The organism is Clostridia bacterium, from assembly GCA_036654455.1.
In the GTDB taxonomy this organism is placed as follows: Bacteria; Bacillota; Clostridia; order Christensenellales; family CAG-314; genus JAVVRZ01.
Genome location: JAVVRZ010000003.1, coordinates 88,047 through 102,242 on the forward strand (window position 1 = coordinate 88,047; position 14,196 = coordinate 102,242).

At 37.7% G+C, this 14,196-nt stretch carries 12 protein-coding genes; 1 reads left to right on the forward strand and 11 read right to left on the reverse strand.

Going from position 1 to position 14,196, the window contains the following annotated elements; genetic code table 11:
* Nucleotide 1 precedes the first annotated feature (1 nt).
* The 6 genes from RR062_04255 to udk all read right to left on the reverse strand — a co-directional run bounded on the left by RR062_04255 (nucleotide 2) and on the right by udk (nucleotide 5,504).
* The gene (locus tag RR062_04255; protein MEG2026921.1) at nucleotides 2-862 is read right to left on the reverse strand and encodes a hypothetical protein; all 861 of its coding nucleotides are present in this window, start codon (nucleotides 860-862) and stop codon (nucleotides 2-4) included.
* A gap of 117 nt (nucleotides 863-979) precedes the next feature.
* Nucleotides 980-2,482, reverse strand: coding sequence for a hypothetical protein (locus tag RR062_04260; GenBank protein ID MEG2026922.1), 1,503 nt, complete (start codon nucleotides 2,480-2,482; stop codon nucleotides 980-982).
* 178 nt (nucleotides 2,483-2,660) lie between these two features.
* Complete coding sequence (locus RR062_04265; GenBank protein ID MEG2026923.1) at nucleotides 2,661-2,903, reverse strand: Veg family protein; 243 nt, start codon at nucleotides 2,901-2,903, stop codon at nucleotides 2,661-2,663.
* 177 nt (nucleotides 2,904-3,080) lie between these two features.
* Nucleotides 3,081-3,575 (reverse strand): hypothetical protein, encoded by a 495-nt coding sequence (locus RR062_04270; GenBank protein ID MEG2026924.1) that lies wholly within the window; start codon nucleotides 3,573-3,575, stop codon nucleotides 3,081-3,083.
* Between the two features lie 116 nt (nucleotides 3,576-3,691).
* The gene (locus RR062_04275) at nucleotides 3,692-4,807 is read right to left on the reverse strand and encodes an EamA family transporter (GenBank protein MEG2026925.1); all 1,116 of its coding nucleotides are present in this window, start codon (nucleotides 4,805-4,807) and stop codon (nucleotides 3,692-3,694) included.
* Between the two features lie 64 nt (nucleotides 4,808-4,871).
* Nucleotides 4,872-5,504, reverse strand: a complete 633-nt coding sequence (udk, locus tag RR062_04280) for a uridine kinase (protein ID MEG2026926.1) — start codon at nucleotides 5,502-5,504, stop codon at nucleotides 4,872-4,874.
* Between the two features lie 245 nt (nucleotides 5,505-5,749).
* Between udk and RR062_04285 the strand changes: the two genes are divergently transcribed.
* A complete protein-coding gene (locus RR062_04285; protein ID MEG2026927.1) occupies nucleotides 5,750-6,955 on the forward strand; it encodes a hypothetical protein in 1,206 nt (401 codons plus the stop codon).
* A 117-nt stretch (nucleotides 6,956-7,072) separates the two neighbouring features.
* Here the strand turns inward: RR062_04285 and RR062_04290 are convergent, their stop codons facing one another.
* The 5 genes from RR062_04290 to dnaB all read right to left on the reverse strand — a co-directional run bounded on the left by RR062_04290 (nucleotide 7,073) and on the right by dnaB (nucleotide 14,142).
* On the reverse strand, nucleotides 7,073-8,860 hold the full coding sequence (locus tag RR062_04290; protein MEG2026928.1) for an alanine--tRNA ligase: 1,788 nt from the start codon (nucleotides 8,858-8,860) through the stop codon (nucleotides 7,073-7,075).
* A gap of 65 nt (nucleotides 8,861-8,925) precedes the next feature.
* Nucleotides 8,926-9,867, reverse strand: a complete 942-nt coding sequence (locus RR062_04295) for a zinc ribbon domain-containing protein (GenBank protein ID MEG2026929.1) — start codon at nucleotides 9,865-9,867, stop codon at nucleotides 8,926-8,928.
* A 12-nt stretch (nucleotides 9,868-9,879) separates the two neighbouring features.
* Nucleotides 9,880-10,794: a zinc ribbon domain-containing protein gene (locus RR062_04300; protein ID MEG2026930.1), complete on the reverse strand. Its 915-nt coding sequence runs from the start codon at nucleotides 10,792-10,794 to the stop codon at nucleotides 9,880-9,882.
* Between the two features lie 63 nt (nucleotides 10,795-10,857).
* Nucleotides 10,858-12,486 carry a glutamine--tRNA ligase/YqeY domain fusion protein gene (locus RR062_04305; GenBank protein ID MEG2026931.1) on the reverse strand — a complete coding sequence of 543 codons (1,629 nt, stop codon included), beginning with the start codon at nucleotides 12,484-12,486 and terminating at the stop codon, nucleotides 10,858-10,860.
* Between the two features lie 63 nt (nucleotides 12,487-12,549).
* Entirely contained in the window at nucleotides 12,550-14,142 is a 1,593-nt protein-coding gene (gene dnaB, locus RR062_04310) for a replicative DNA helicase (protein MEG2026932.1), read from the reverse strand.
* Between the last annotated feature and the right edge of the window lie 54 nt (nucleotides 14,143-14,196).

Genomic DNA, 14,196 nt, shown 5'->3' on the forward strand with positions numbered 1-14,196 from the left:
ATTAATCAATAACTACTAATTGATTTCCGCAATCGGTTGAAGTTGCCGAATATGCCCTTATGCCCTTAGAAACAAGAACGTTAGCGTACTGCTTGGCTTGACTTAAACTTTTACACAGAATAAATAAATTTCCTCCGCTACCTGTTAAAGTAGGTTTGGGTAAATTTAAACTCTTACATAAGTCGATTGTTTGCCTAAGTTCTCCGCTCAACACGCAAGCGGAATTCTCTAAATCGTTGCCTAAGAGCTTACGAGCTAGCAAAATATTGTTTTTTTGCAAACAATCAATCAATAAAGCGTGATTGAAGTTTTGCTTATCATTAAGCAAGTCATATTGACAAAAAACATCGGCGGTTGAAAGTTTTACGCCTGAAAGAACGGTGAAATACAACTTATTTTTGCATACAAAAGACTTTAAATCGTCGCCTTTTCCACTAAGCAAGGCAAGTCCGCCTTTTATAAGATAAACAATATCGCTTCCATAACTCTTAGCTATCTGCAACATTTGCTCAATCGGCAAATTAAATAAGGTTGACATAGCTACGATTACAGCCGAAAGAATGGCGCTAGAACCGCCCATACCGCCCATAATATCAATGCCCTTAGTAATGTCAATATCTACGCCGGTAAGCAAAAACTTGTCAATTATTGTTCGAGCAAGGCTACTTGTATTAGTAAAGACATCTTTTCGCCCGTCTATTGTGACATTAACTTGCTTGTCTTGCCTTTTTGCAATAGTCAAAGTGTCGCTTACGTCTACCGTTGTGACGAGGCTGTTTAGCTTGTGGTAAGTTCTGTCGTACATACCGCATAATGATAACGTTAGGTTAAGCTTTGCGTAAGCTTTTATAATTACTTTCATATTAATATATTACCATTGTTTTGCTTGTTTAGCAATAAAAGATTAATATTTGTAAATAAATAAGCTAGACTAAACTTAGTCTAGCTTATTTAAAATATTATAAGAATAAGTATTAGCTTATAACGCTTTGTTTATTGCTTTAATTTGGTGGTAAATTACTACTTGTTGATCCTCTTTAAGTGGGAACTCTAAGTCCGGGTTGGTTTCGGCAATTTCTTGTTCGGTCATATTAAGATTTTTTGCCGTATTCCATAGTGAGTCGCCTTTTTTTGCAAGGCAAACTTCAAAAGCGTGTTGGCTTATAGTAATCTCTTCGCCCTCTTCTACCTTACAAATAATATTTTGCGTTTTGTCTTGGGTAGCTACGACTTCCGCCTTGATTATGGCTTCGATTGCAAGTTTGCGTGAAGCGTTGTATTTAATGTTGACAACATTTGCGCAACAAGACAAGTTGACTTGGCTAGATAGATTAGTATCGGCAACCGATTTGGTAAAAGGCAGTTCAAAGTTAGCTCCGCCGACTTTTTCGCCCTTATACAATAAGCAACCCTGTAAAATACCGTCAAACACAATTTCGCCTTCAAGAGAAGATAACTTAACAATATCTACTCGGCAATTAATTAAAGAAATAATTCGACTGTTGCCTTCGGGTAAATCGACTTCTTCGTTAACCACAAAATCATAGTCGTATCGACCTTGAATTATAGTATTTACAATTTGCTCTTTGTCAATGGTTAGTTGATGGCTTTTGCTATAAATGTCTTCGATTACTTCTTGCTGAACGACCTTATTTGACATTAAAACAAATTCGGCTTGAATTTCTGCCGTTAAAGCGTTGTTGTCGTCTTCTTCTACAATATCTAAGTGTATTTTTGAGCCTTTAATCTTTACGCAACTAATTAAACTGTCTTTTGCGTCAATGTCAACGTCTACCTCTTGGGTAAAAGGCGAACTTACAAGCGAAGAAGTCAATTCGTTATCTTTTGTAAGATAGGTTAAATTAAGCGTTGTTTCGCCTACGATAGTAAGTACGGCTTCGTCTATAAAAGAATCTGTGATATTTATGTAGCTTTCGGCGCAAAGCATTTTTGTCACGCTACTTGGAAGCTCAACTTCGCTAGTGATAGTTGCGTTAAGTTTTTTAATCGTAGTATCGTTACATAAATCAATAGAATTCTTCTTGACGCAGGCGTTGTCGCTAGCAGTTAAGCATTGATGTTGTTTAGCTACAATCATATTTGTAGACGTATCGATTAAAGTAGTAAGGGCGACCGTGCTTCCGCTTAGCTCAAAGTCGTTATTTAGCACAACACAGTCAAAATACGCTTGTGGTTGAACGCTTCCCGTTGGCAGTAATACTTTGTCGCTGAAATCGGCGTTATAGGCAAGCCCTATAACTTGCCCGTCAGTAAGCAAGGCTAGCAACTTATAGTTGACTTTACCGCTAAACGCTAGGTAACTACCCGCAACGTTATAGTTATTGATAACCGCTTCGGCGTAAGCAGTGATAATCTTCTCAATCTCGTCTTTTGCAACTATTTTTGCCGAAACAGCAGTTTGCACGGGGTTAAGACGAATGATAGCCTCAGCTTTTATGGTGTTGTAATCTAAGTTAAGCATAAAAAAACCTCCAAAACAAATGTCATTTATAATATATTTTATAAGGTCTATTATTATGACAGTTTGATTTAAAGGTATTTATTTTTTAATTATATTATTTAGATTACTATATTAATTTTATACTTAAACTCTTAACTTTGCTTATTTAAGTTTTTAATTCTCAATTTAATATTTTGATTTAAGTTTTTAATTCCTTTATCTTAATTTCTCCACACATTATATCGGTATAAGAGCAACTCAACCTATCAAATATTTCATTGTGAACAAGCAAAACAAAAACGTTAGCGTAGGCTTCGCTAATTTTTCCTTTAAGATTTACAATCTTATTTCGACCTTTGTTGTATTTTACTGCGACTTCTTTGCCTAATAGTTGTTGAACGCTATCTCGAATCTGGTCAATATTTAATAATGTTTTTTTCAATTTCTCTACCTCTTTAATTAAGTATTGACAAAAAAATAAGCGATAAACAAATTAGAGTTACAAACCTTAAAAATACTTAGATTGCCGTAAAACCCAACTGACAAATGCCCAAAAATTACAAAATAAAAAAGACTGCCGTTTAAGCAGTCTTAGGCTATTAAATAAATACTGATTGGTTTATTTAATCTTTAAATCTTCTTCGTCGTCCTCGTCTTCGTCCTCGTCGTCTTCGTCCTCGTCGAAATCTTCTATATCTATTTCTTCAAAGTCATCTTCGGTATTTTCGTAGTCGTCTTCGGTGTCGTCTTCTTCTTCGTCGTCGAAAACATTGCCAAACTCCTCGTCTTGCAATTCTTCTAATGGAATTTCAATAGGTTCGTCAAGCACAGGCTCGTCGTCAATATACTCTTTGCGCCAACTTTCGTCGTCGTCTACCAGAACGTCCTTAGTAATTTCTAATTTTGCGGCGCAAGTTTCGCAAATGTCGTCCTCGTGGTCTACGGGAATACGTTTGCAAATAGTACAATAATATATTGGTTCTTCTTCTAAGTCGTCTGTATCTAGACTCTTTATTAGCCCAAGTTCGGCTTTGCAAATATCGCACATTGTTTCGTTACTGTCAATATAGTTTAAGTCGCATCTAGGGCATTTAACATATTTAACTTTGTTCATACCAAATAATCCTTCTTTATAATCCTTCTTTATCTTTTTGTCGGCATAATTGTATATGTAAAGTTAATAATTGTAAACTAAATTTATGCTAAATTATTCTATTTTTATTATTTTTTTTAAAAGTTTACAAGAACTATTGCCAAAATACCAATTCCTATGCCTAGTAAGGTCAATTTTGATAATTTTTCTTTAAATAACGGAGAAATAATTGCGGCTAAAAACATAGGTATAGCGCTTGTTATAGGATAAAATATGCTTGCGTCAGCTTTGACTGAAAAAATTTGGAAACAGCAGTTGCCAAACACAGTGACAATGCCTACGCCTATTGAGCAAATAAAAAACCATTTGTTGGGTATAAATTGCTTTGCCAAGGTAAAGCCCTTAGTGGTAATGCAACTGACTACTAACATTGCTATAAACGACAGCAAAAATGTACCTAGCAAAAATTGAAGTTGTTGCATAGAAGGATAAGCTTTATATGTCAGCTTGACATATAGCGATAGAAAACCATTAAAAACTGCGCCTGTAATCAATATAATCGCATAGATTAAATTTTTCTTCGCTTTATCTTTGGCGGATTGCGATTTAACCGTTGCTGATTGAGCGTCTTCAACGCTTGTTATTTCGGGCTTGACCTCGGTTTGAGAGTCTTGGATATTCGATATTTCGGGCTTGACCTCGGTTTGAGAGTCTTGGATATTCGATATTTCGGGCTTGACCTCGGTTTGAGTAATTTCCATTGTAGATTCGACTAGGCTAACTGCTTGGGGCGTTGATTTTGCCTTTGCCAAATCTTTTGAAACTTTCTTGCCCCTACCTTGTCCATAACAAACTATATATGACGCTACAATACTTAGGGCTATTCCCACGTAAGCAAGTACGCTTATAGTCTCGCCTAAGAAAACTACGCTACCTATTAGAGGTATAAAAAAGGCAAGCGCCATAATAAAGTTAACAAAGGCAATATTGCCGACTTTTAACGCTTTGTTGTAGCAAAGAATCATTACGCAAAATATTGCTCCGCTACCTAAACCATACAGAATAGAAACAATATCAAAAGTTTCGGTTAAAGCGAGTAGCCCCGCAACAATTACGCCTACTGCAAAATTTATAGAATTAAAAAGATAGTCGTTACTTTTGCCATAGGGCAAACCCTTAACGCCGTATATTTTGTAGCCGACGCCTTGACCAAATAAAATTACAGATGTAACTATCGCATATAATAAGCTCATATTCTACCGCCTAGTTTAAAATAAGGTTGTTGTGATTGAATTTGTTAAAATATTAAAATTTTCTTTATTTACGGTCTTTACCGTTTAATTCGCTAGCTCGTCTTATGCCATTAATTACCATATCAACGGCAACCGTGTTATGTCCGCCCTCGGGTATTATTATATCGGCGTTACGCTTGCTAGGATAAACAAATCTATCGTGCATAGGTTTAACCGTAGTTATCCATTGTTCGATTACCGACTGCATACTTCTGCCACGCTCGTTTACATCTCGGCTTAGTCTGCGAATAAATCTTATATCGTCGTCGGTTTCTACATAAATTTTTATATCAAGTAAATCACAAAGCGCCTTGCTTTCAAATATCAATATGCCTTCTACTATTATAATGTCGGCGCTGTCGAGTTTCTTCCACTCGGTTTTGCGTAGATGCGTAGAAAAGTCGTAAGTCGGGTGCATTATTGACTCGCCACGCTTTAACTTTTCTAGATGTTCAATCATTAAATCAGTGTCAAGCGAATTGGGGTGGTCGTAATTTTGTTTGGCTCTAACTTCAAAAGGCATAGACTGGTTGTCTTTATAGTAAAAGTCGTGCGACAATACTGCGCTTCCGCCTTCAAAGGCTTTAATTAATTTTTTAGCTATTGTAGTTTTACCGCTACCAGTACCGCCGGCTATACCAATCGTAAGTTTTTTCATTTTTCCCCCTAAAATATACGTATAGTGTATATAAATACGCATTAGATTAATATACTTTTTAATGATATTATTATTTAACATATTTGTCAAGATGTTTGCAAGCTAACTTTACATACTTTTGGTTGACTATTAATCTTAATTATTAAAAGATTAGGTGAAATTTGACCAATTCGGCAAAAAGACACTTGACAAAGCTCGTAGTATCACTTACAATTCAAGCGAAATATATGTTAAGGAGAACTAAAATGAAAAAATTAATAAGCATCTTACTAGTAACTGTTATGTTAGTTAGCGGGCTTTCAATTTTCTCTGCTTGCGGAGAAGCCGAAAAAGACTTTAAGATGATGAAAGTAGACACAAACCCAAGCGTAGAATTTATGCTAGATTCTAAAAACAAAGTTGTTAGCGTAACCGGGCTAAACAATGATGGCGAAATTATCGTAGTTGGCGAAGCCTTTATAGGTAAGACCGCAGAAGAAGCTATTCAACTATATATGTCAATCGCTACTGACACAGGTTATATTGTAAAGGGTAATGTTGAAGCTTCGTCAAATAAAGTAACCGTAACTATTAACGGCGTCGGCGCAGAAGAATTATACAATAAGATTAATGCAAAAGTTACTAAGTTTTTTGCCGACAACAATATTAAGGGCGCAATCGAACAATCGGTAGCTTACACCAAAGAACAACTTGCCGTTATGGCTCAACAAATCGACCAAACAATCACAGAAGCTAAGGCTAACGCTATGACGCTAGAAGAACTACTTGCCTTAATCGCAACTTCTCGCAAAGAAACAGCCGAATTAATTAGTCAAGCTATGCGTGACGCTTACTACACAGCCAAAAATTACGAAGTAAGTTTTTCTCAAAAGCAACAAACTAAGGAACTAATCAATGGTCTTGGCAATGCTTATACGGTCGTAGTTGAAAATTATTCTAAGTTATTAGACAGCTACCAAAAAGGTATTGAGCAAATTGAAAAAGCAAAATATGATTATTTTGTAAACCCCGAATCAGATTATCAAAAAGCAATCTATTCTTTAATTGAAAAGAAAGCCGACCTAATCGCTCAAAAGAACGTTGTCGCTCAACTTGAAGAAGGTCTTGCAAAAGAAATAGCTAAGGGCGAATTAATGGTTAAAGAAAAGGCGTATGACTTTGCAAAACAAACTCTTGAAGGCATTTTAACAGTCATCAACGCTACATTTGACGGCGTAATAGCTACGCTTAAATCAATCGAAACACAATTAGTAGCCTTTGAAAAGACTTTCCCAGCTGAAATTACCGCAGAGTTAACCGCAAAGACAGCTGAAATTGAAAAAGCAATTAATAACACAAAAACCCACTTCTTTGATAAATTTGAAACTGAGTTTACCAAACAAATTACAGCTATTGAAACCAGACTTGCTGAGATTAAAGCCACTATGATAGCAAACAACAAAGCAAAATAATCTAGCAAAATTAAACAAATAATTATAAAATAGGCTTGTTACATTTTAGTAACAAGCCTATTTTTATATTAAAATTAATCTTAACTTGGTCTTTATGAGAGATATATTAAATCTAACTTAGTCTTTATGAAGTTCAGCTCTAATTCTTCTTACTCCGCTACTACTAGATTGTTCCTTAACAATTATAAATTTACCTAGTTCGCCGGTATTGCTTGCGTGCGGACCGCCACAAATCTCTTTGCTAAAATCACCCATAGAATAGACCTTGACTATTTCGCCGTATCTGTCGCCAAACGTGCCGATTGCTCCGCTTTCACGTGCTTGTTCGATAGGCATTTCTTGACAAGTAATAGGTAGATGTCTATTGATTGCGTCGTTTACCATATCTTGCACTTGGGCAATTTCTTGTTCGGTTAGCGGACGGTCAAAAGAGAAGTCAAATCTAAGTCTTTCGGGAGTGATGTTGCTACCACGCTGTTTGATGTCGCTTTTAAGAATTGTCCTAAGCGATTTAAGCATTAGATGGGTTGCCGTGTGTAGGTTGGTAGTCATTTCGCTGTTGTCGGCTAACCCTCCCTTAAAAACTTGCGACGAAGTAGCGTTGCTGACTTGTTGGTGCTTAGCAAACTTTTCTTCAAAGCCGACAATATCCACTGTCATATTTTTCTCTTTGGCAAGTTCGACTGTCATTTCGATAGGGAAACCAAAAGTGTCGTAAAGTTTAAAAGCGATACCTCCGCCGATTACTCCGTCCTTGACATATTGAATAACTTTGTTAAATTCCTTCTCGCCTAAAACTAGCGTTTTGCTAAATTTTTCTTCTTCACGCGCAAGTTCGTCGATTACTCTTGATTTATTTTCTTCAAGTTCGGCGTAGATATCCTTATACTGTTCGACATATAATTTAGCTAGTTCGTTTAGGGCGATTGCCTCCATTTGTAGACTATTTGCGTACCGTACAGCACGTCTAATTAGACGCCTTAGGACATAACCCTTGTCGACATTACTCGGCGTCACGCCTATCTGGTCGCCTAGAATGAAGGTTGCGGTTCGTATATGGTCGGCAACAATACGCATAGCCCGTGTAATTTCAGGTGTTTCTCCGTATTTTTTGTTGGAAAATTTCTCGATTAATTGTATGGCGGGAGTAAATCCGTCTATCTCATAAACCGACTTAAAACCGTTGAGAACGCATACTGTTCTTTCTAGTCCCATACCGGTATCTACGTTGCATTGAGGCAATGGCTCGTACTTACCCTCGTCAGTTTTGTTATATTGCATAAAAACGTTATTCCAAATTTCTAAGTACTTACCGCAGTCGCACGCAGGCGAACAATCGTCGCAACATTTTGGTTTGCCGGTGTCAAAAAATATCTCGGTGTCTGGTCCGCAAGGTCCGCTTACGCCGGCTATCCACCAGTTGTTCTTTTTGGGAAGAAAGAAAATTTTGCTTTGGTCTATACCGCATTGACGCCAAATAGATGCGCTTAGTTCGTCTCTTGGACAGTCGTCGTCGCCGGCAAATACCGATACGGCAAGTTTTTCTTTGTCAATATTTAAATATTTACTTGAAGTTAAAAACTCATAACTATAATTTATGGCATCTTGCTTAAAATAGTCCCCTAGCGACCAGTTACCTAACATCTCAAAAAAAGTTAAATGTCCCGCATCGCCAACTTCGTCAATATCGCCGGTGCGCACACATTTTTGCACGTCGGCTAAGCGTTTGCCCGAAGGGTGAGTTTGCCCCATTAAATAAGGTATAAGCGGGTGCATACCAGCGGTGGTAAATAATACCGTAGGGTCGTTGTCGGGTATTAAACTAGCGCTATTTATAATGCTATGACCTTTGCTCTTAAAGAAGTCTAAAAATGCTTTTCTAAGTTGATTTGATGTATATTTCATATTTTTTACTCAAAAAGACCGATATTGTTCGGTCTTTTTGTCCTACTATTTTATTTTTATTAAATTTATCTTTCTATTAGTTTAACTTCTAGTTCTTTCTTGCTCATTCTAAAACACAGCGACAATAACCAAACAATGCCCAAATATGCAGGCGCAGTATAGAACGGGTAAGACATAATAACAGTTCCAAAACTGCTTACATTCATACTTGTAAACCAGTTAAAGATACCTTGCAAGAAACCGATGTTGATTTGCGAACTAAATTGTACTATGGTAATAAATGCAACTAAAAGTCCAACTATAATTGCCAGTATTAGTACAAATGTCTTGGGCTTGACAGCTAAATTGCCCTTTACTATTTTGACAATGCCGACTATTAACTCTACGACTGCAAATATTAGCATAATCGCAAATACCGCAAGCACGATATAGTCAAATGGCGAAAATGTAGTAAATATTGTAGAAATATTTTTAATAAGCAAAACAATCAGTGAAAATCCGCTCGTTGCGACGCCGTCGACTACCATAAAGGGGAATGATTGCCACATTGGTAAAGCCATAAACGAAGGCATAAGCATAAAATATAACCACGCAAGCGCAAGTAGCGTTGTGATAACTCCGCTAAATCTTGCTTTTGGCGATGCTTTGCTAACGGCTTTTGCTTTCTTTTCGCTCTTTGCTATAAGTCCGGCTTTGACCGAAGGGTCTGTTGGCTTGACCATACCGACTGAGGCGAACATAAATCCGCATTTATTGCATATTGAAGCGTTAGCGTCAACGCTGGTATTGCAACGTGGGCAAGGTTTAGTAATACTACCGCCTACTAGTTTATTGCCACAAGTCTTGCAATAGCTAGCCCTACCGCTATTGATTGTATTACACTTGTTGCATACAATCGGCGTATCCGGCGATTTTAACTGAGAACCACATTGAAAACAAAACTTTGAAACCAACGGGTTAGGTGTTCCGCAACGTGGACACGTATTAAAGTTGTTAAGGTTGCTCATAATTTCCTCCCTTTACTTTTGCTTATCGATAAGTTTTTTACCGCATTTGGTACAAAACAAACTGCCTAAATCATTGAGATAGTTACATTCGCATCTAACGCCGACTTCGGCGCTATTTGCAGTCTTTTTGGAAAAAGAATATTGACAATTAGTGCAAAATTCTGCGTCATAAGTGTTCTCCGCTCCGCAGATAAAACAATACTTCTTGCGAGTTTGAGCTATTAGCTTAGTGGCGCATTTATAACAATATTTAGTGTCTATGTCGTTAAGCGACCCACATTCGGGGCAAACCTTAGACTTCTTGTTGCTACTTGATTGAAGAACTAATTGTTTAATGTCGTCTTCCTTATCGTTTGACTTGTAATTTACCATAAATTCGTCAAAATCAACGTTATCTAGGGCTGTAAAACAGTAACTGCAAAACTCGGCTGACATTTGATTCGGGCGTTTGCAATGAGGACAAATTTTTCTCTTTACAAGTTTGCCTTGACTGAGGCTGTCTACCGCCTTACCGCAACGAGTGCAGTAAACATTAGAAAGCGTCAATGGTTGGTTACAATGAGGGCAAACAATTTGGTCTTCAAAGTTAGCTATTTCGGCGTCCTTTTTTGTGTCGATTGCGTTTGTGTTAGGCGAAATTACAGAAGGCGTTACTTGACCTATGGCTGTAACTATATTTGTATTAACTTTGCCACGAAGAGCGCCTAAATCTACGTTGGACGGCTTAGCGTCTACGCTTGCAGGCTTATCTTCTAGCGGTCTTAACTTTGCGCCACATTGGGTGCAATAATCGAAGCTGTCGCTAACCATCTCTTTGCAAACTGGGCACATAATTTGGTTTGTTAGGTCAAAGTCCTTATTGCCACAATTAGCGCAGAAAAGAGAATCATTAGTATTAAGCTCGCCACAATTAAGACATTTTTTCATATTTTTCCCTTTTGTTAACTGTAATATTATATATTATAACTTTCTTTGCACATAATGTCAACATCATTTGTTAAAATTATCTTTGAGCGGAACAATTTCGTTAAAGATTAATTTATCCTTGCAGGCGTCTTTATCTAAACAATAATATCCGTTTCTAATAAACTGATATGACTGCCCTACCTTAGAATTTTTCAAAGAATTTTCTACTAAAATTTCATTTTCGGTAAGCGAATTATCGCTAAGCCTTTCAAGTAGAGGTAATTCCTCGCTACCCTCTCTAAGAAGTTTTCCAAAGTGTCTAACCGTTGCGGTTAAGCAATTTGTAGCGTCTACCCATTGAATAACGCCTTTTACTTTAACTCCGCTAGTATCTTGACCGCTCTTGCTATTTGGCACTTTTGAACAAATAACTTCGATAACGTTGCCTTCTTTATCTAATTTATAGCTGTCGCAATGGATAATGTAAGCGCCTTTAAGCCTTACGTAACCATCGGGTTTAAGCCTGTAATATTTTGGCGGAGGAACAAGGGCAAAATCTGCGCCGTCAATATATATTTGACTGCCAAAGCTTACTTTGCGGTAAGTTTGAACTTGCTCGTTAGGATTGTTCTCAATATCAAGCAACTCGTCTTGGCAATCAATGATTGTAACTTTTACTGGATTTGCAACCGCCATAACTCTGTCGCAAGACGTATTGAGATGTTCTCTTACGCAACTTTCTAAGTAGCCCCACTCGACTTCGCTATTTGCCTTGCTTACGCCGATACGATTGCAAAAGTCTTTAATGGCTTGACTTGGAAAACCTTTTCTTCTTATTCCGCATAATGTGGGTAGTCTTGGATCGTCCCAACCCATAACTTTTTTGTTGTCGACAAGCGCTTTTAAAAACCGCTTTGACATAATTGTATCGGTTAGGTTAAGCCTTGCAAACTCAATTTGTTGAGGAATAGATTTAAAGTATTTGTGAGTACAATTCTCGATTACCCAGTTATACAGCGGTCTATGGTCTTCAAATTCCAGCGTGCATAACGAGTGTGTCGTGCCTTCGACTGCGTCTTCTATTGGATGGGCAAAGTCGTACATTGGATAGATGCACCATTTATCGCCTGTATTGTGGTGGGTTGCCCTTAAAATGCGGTAAATTATAGGGTCACGCATATTTAGGTTGGGCGACGCCATATCAATTTTTGCTCTAAGCGATTTTTCGCCGTCGGCAAATTTACCGTTCTTCATATCTATAAATAGTTGACGATTTTCTTCGACGCTACGACTGCGGAAAATGCTATTTTGCCCTGCCTCGGTTAAATTTCCCCTTGTTTGTTTTATTTGCTCGGCAGAGTAGTCGCAAACATAGGCAAGACCCTTGTCTATTAAATCAAGGGCAAGGGCATAGGTAATGTCAAAATAGCTAGAAGCAAATCTAATCTCCTTCCACTTAAAACCTAACCACGCTATATCTTCTTCTATTGACTTGACAAATTCTTCGCCTTCTTTGCTTGGATTAGTATCGTCATATCTTAGGTAGCAAGTACCGTTATATTTGTCCGCCATACCAAAATTTATACATAGCGACTTAGCGTGACCTATGTGTAGGTAACCGTTTGGCTCGGGCGGAAAACGTGTTTGAACTTGCTCGGTCTTTTTACTCTCTATATCGCTTTCAATGATTGCTTCGATGTAATTTGTTGACATAGTTTAAATATTCTCCAAAATTATTCTTACTTTTTATACTGTTTGTGTTTGTTAATTTAATTGTTAATAGTCTAGCCCGCCGTTAGAACCCTTTGTGTCTTGGTCGGGCTTATGTTGGACTTTTGCGTCGGTTGCGAGTTCGACTTGTTCGAGATTAACTTGAATAGGTTGATTGTCGTCTTGCTCGATAGGAGCGTCGTTTTCGTTAGGCAAGGCTACGTCTTCGCCTTGATAATCGGTTACTATTTCTTTGCTTGAACCGTCTAACTTTTGCTTTGCTTCGGCGTCGTCGTTGACAAATCGTACTATTTGCGGTAGCCACTTAACGTTAATTGTGCCTGTTGCTCCGTTACGATTCTTGGCTATATTTATTTCGGCGTCTTGTTCGCTATCGGTAGCTACGACTTCTTCGCCTTGTTTGCGATAAATAAATAGAACCATATCGGCGTCTTGTTCAATCGAGCCTGATTCTCTTAGGTCAGACAAGATTGGCTTCTTGCCTTCTTTATTCTCACGCTTGTCCGCTTCTCTTGACAGTTGCGACAAGGCAAGTACAGGAACTTCTAGGTCTTTTGCCATAATTTTGAGGTACCTAGATATTTCGCTAATTTCTCTTTGACGACTTTCGGCAGGTCTGCCTGCGTCCATAGTCATAAGTTGAAGATAGTCGATTATTACAAAGTCAAGCCCTTCTCTTGCCTTTAATCGCCTGCACTTTGCAAGTATTTGGCTAGGAGTAGTAACCGAGGAATCATCGACGAATATTTTTATCTTGTTAAGTAAGTCGCTTGCTTTATTAATTTTTGCCCAGTCAAACTCGTTAAGTCTACCTTTTAAGGCTTTTTCCATTGATACGCCCGAAAGCGAACAAAGCAATCTTTGAGCAATCTCGGTATTGGGCATTTCTAGCGAAAAGATAGCGACTTTTTTGCCTAAAAGACCGGCGTGTTCTGCCATATTCATAGCAAGGGAAGTTTTACCTATACCCGTACGGGCGGCAAGAATAATTAAATTACCTTTTTGAAACCCTCTTGTCTTAGAGTCAAGCCCGATTATACCGCTGGCAATACCATTTATTGCGCCTTTATCTCTATGCGCTTGGTCAAATTTGACTAAAACATCGCTAATTGTGTCGGCAATATTTATAATTGATTTATTTACTTTGCCACGACTAATATCGTAAATTTTTTGTTCGGCGGTTGCAGTAGAAGCCTCGTGGCTAGAAGAAACATAGGCGTCTTCGATTATGCCTGCGCAAGTGCGAATTAAATTACGCAAGATAAAACATCGTTCGACTATGGTCTTATATACCTTATAATTTGCCGAACTGGGCATACTATCGGTTAAAGTCAATAAATATTCTATTCCGCCAATTTGAGCAAGTTTGCCGTTGCGTTCTAGTTCGTCTGTAAGCGTTGCAAGCTCAATAGGATTATTTGACAAGTGTATTTGATACATTGCGTTAAATAAATCTTTATGCGACTGCAAGTAGAACCAGTCAATGGATATTTCGCCCATAACGTCGGTAGCTATTTCGTTGTCATTGATTAAACAACCTAGTAAGTTTTGCTCGGCTTCAACGCTATGAGGTAACGTTCTGCCTTTTGCTATTTGTCCTTCTATGTCGTTTTCTTTTTTTGCGATAGCTTTTGCCATTTTATTTTCTCCTAAGTAGGTTAATGATTATTATACAACATCTCAACTTATTTT